The organism is Phyllobacterium sp. P5_D12 (assembly GCF_054049495.1).
Genome location: NZ_JBFUMG010000549.1, coordinates 1 through 2,944, shown reverse-complemented (window position 1 = coordinate 2,944; position 2,944 = coordinate 1). Strand labels below are relative to the sequence as shown.

Below are 2,944 nucleotides of genomic sequence, written 5' to 3'. Positions count from 1 at the left end.
ATACCGTTGAGTGTGCCTTGCACGTGGCGGACACCTGCATCGATTGCAGCCAGCGAGTTGGCGACTGCCTGCTCCGTATCATTGTGCGCGTGAATGCCAAGATGATCGCCGGGGATGTGTTTCGTCACGGCGCGGACGATTTCGGTGACTTCCGCGGGCTGCGTGCCGCCATTGGTATCGCACAGGACGACCCAGCGGGCTCCTGCGTCGTAGGCGGTCTTGGCGCAGGCGAGCGCGTATTCCGGGTTGGCCTTATAGCCATCGAAGAAGTGCTCGCAATCGACGATGGCTTCCTTGCCTGCCTCAACAGCAGCACGAACGGAAGCATCGATGGACTCAAGGTTTTCTTCATTCGTGCAGCCGAGCGCTACGCGAACATGATAGTCCCAGCTTTTGGCGACAAAGCATATGGTGTCAGCTGGCGAACGGATGAGTGCTGCAAGTCCGGGATCATTGGAGGCCGAGACGCCGGCGCGTTTGGTCATGCCGAAAGCTGCGAATTTTGCATGCTTCGTACGCTTTTCGGCGAAGAAGGCGGTGTCGGTCGGGTTGGCTCCCGGATAGCCGCCCTCGACATAGTCGAAGCCGAACTCATCCAGCATGGATGCAATGACTTTCTTGTCCTCAACTGAAAAGTCGATACCAGGCGTTTGCTGGCCATCGCGCAATGTCGTGTCGAAGAGATAGATCCGTTCTTTTGTCACTCGCCCGCCTCCCCTCGCGACCCCAGTAGCGGCCACTGCTCCGTGTCATGGTCGGGGTGCTGATAGGATATCATCGTTTTCAGGAATTCCACCGATTCCGCATCGCTGTCAGATGTGTATCCGGGGAGTTTCGACAGATCATCAACGTAAGGCAGTTTGTCTTCGATGCCCCACTGAATGGTGGGCGCCAATTCTTCAGGTTCATCGAACGCACCGATAGCAAGTGCCACACCGTCCGGTGCTTCATAGGTCAACGGGGTTCCGCAGTTCGCGCAAAAACCCCGCTTGACGTGATTAGACGATTGAAACCGCTTGGGCTCGCCCCGTGTCCACTCAAAATCCGCGCCGCGCACTGATGTGAGGGGCGCGAAAAAGTTGCCGAAGGCCTTTTGGCACATGCGGCAATGACAGATCGATGCGTCACCGAGTGTACCCTCCACGCGAAAGCGGATCGCACCGCATTGGCAACCGCCAGTGTATACGGGCTTGTTATCCAGACTCATCGCTTTATCTCCCAGGTCGTGACACGTTCGCCGGTAGCGGGATCTTTTCCGTCCTTCAATTGAACGCCTTTTTCCAGCAATTCATCACGGATGCGGTCAGCTTCAGGGAAACTCTTGGCTGCAAGCAAAGACAGGCGATTGCGGATCTTGGTTTCGATTTCATTCTCTAGCTCGCGTGAGACGCTTTCTACGCTCAAATCAATGCCCAGCAGCGCGAACACAGCACGATACGCCTCAGGATCGAGGACGCGCGACTTCCTGATCGATGCCAGCCAATTGATAAGGCCTGGCGTTGCGAGGTCGTCCGACAGGATATCGATAGCCTCGTCCGGAACGCCTCCGATGCCAGCATCACCCACATATTCGCGGGCTTTGGCGAGGATGTTCTCTGCCTCCTCTAGTTTTCTGACACTGAAGTCGATCGGCTCGCGATAGTTGGTCATGAGCATGGCAAGGCGCAGCACCTCGCTCGGCCATTTACGGCCGCCGAACGTGTCTGTCTCCAGCAATTCATGGATCGTCACGAAATTACCGGTGCTTTTGGCCATTTTCTGGCCCTCAACCTGCAGGAAGCCGTTGTGCATCCAGACATTGGCCATCCGGTCAGTGCCAAAGGCGCAGCAGGACTGGGCAAGCTCGTTTTCATGGTGAGGGAACACCAGATCGATGCCACCGGCGTGGATGTCGAAAATGTTCTTTACGGGATCGTCGCATTGCAACCCGCCACCAAATGGTTCAAGCAACTTCGCCATCGACATGGCCGAGCACTCGATATGCCAGCCCGGGCGCCCGAGACGATCGATGCCCGCAGGCGACGGCCAGCCCGGCTCCCCTTCCTTCGAGGGCTTCCACAGAACGAAATCCATCTCGTCGCGTTTGTAAGAGGCAACGTCGACGCGCGCACCGGCAATCATGTCGTCAGATGAACGGCGCGAGAGCAACCCGTAGCGCGGGCCGTTGCCGGCATTCATCGCCGATGGCGAAAACAATACGTGGCCGTCGGCGACATAGGCGACGCCACGCTCGACGAGGCGATCGATCATCGCCGCCATTTCAGCAATATATTCGGTCGCGCGTGGTTGAGATGAAGGCTGGAGATTGCCGAGCGCTGCCACATCCGCTTGGAATTGCTCGTTGGTTAATTCAGTGACCTTGCGGATCGCTTCATTCAAAGGCAGGTCCGGATAATCGCGGGCCGCCCGCGCATTTATCTTGTCGTCGACGTCGGTGATGTTGCGCACGTAGGTTACATGGCTTTCGCCGTAGATATGACGAAGCAACCGAAACAACACGTCAAAGACGATAACCGGCCGCGCATTACCGATGTGAGCATAATCATAGACCGTTGGGCCGCAGACATACATGCGCACATTATCCGGATCGATCGGCACAAAGCTCTCCTTTGTGCGCGTGAGCGTGTTGTACAGCTTCAATTCCTGCGGCATGTCCTGGATCTCGAAATTCGGGGTTCATCGTCAAAACGCATATCATCGCGCTGGTCTGGCGACCGGCGCGTTTCCCATCTTTGTCAGGATTTTTGAGACGAAAACGGCCGGGCCAGCGAGCGCTAGCTGATAATAATCCGACAGGTAATAATAATCGTTACGGGTGACGTTTTCATGCGGGCATTTATGATCGAGTGCGGGCAAATCGTCAAGCGCTCGCGCCAAACACGCGGTGTTGCATTTTTGTCGACTTTACGATGGTTAATCCAAATTAACCGAATAGCCCAAAATC

At 56.2% G+C, this 2,944-nt stretch carries 2 protein-coding genes and 1 pseudogene; all 3 read right to left on the bottom strand.

From position 1 onward, the window contains the following. Window positions 1-704, bottom strand: a pseudogene (locus ACXJ5O_RS23315) (citramalate synthase); the annotation flags it as partial. After that, the gene (locus ACXJ5O_RS23310; protein WP_457301984.1) at window positions 701-1,207 is read right to left on the bottom strand and encodes a GFA family protein; all 507 of its coding nucleotides are present in this window, start codon (window positions 1,205-1,207) and stop codon (window positions 701-703) included. The pseudogene ACXJ5O_RS23315 and the gene ACXJ5O_RS23310, both read right to left, overlap by 4 nt. Further along, window positions 1,204-2,652 (bottom strand): cysteine--tRNA ligase, encoded by a 1,449-nt coding sequence (gene cysS, locus ACXJ5O_RS23305; RefSeq protein ID WP_457301983.1) that lies wholly within the window; start codon window positions 2,650-2,652, stop codon window positions 1,204-1,206. Before cysS ends, ACXJ5O_RS23310 begins: the two co-directional genes overlap by 4 nt. Between the last annotated feature and the right edge of the window lie 292 nt (window positions 2,653-2,944).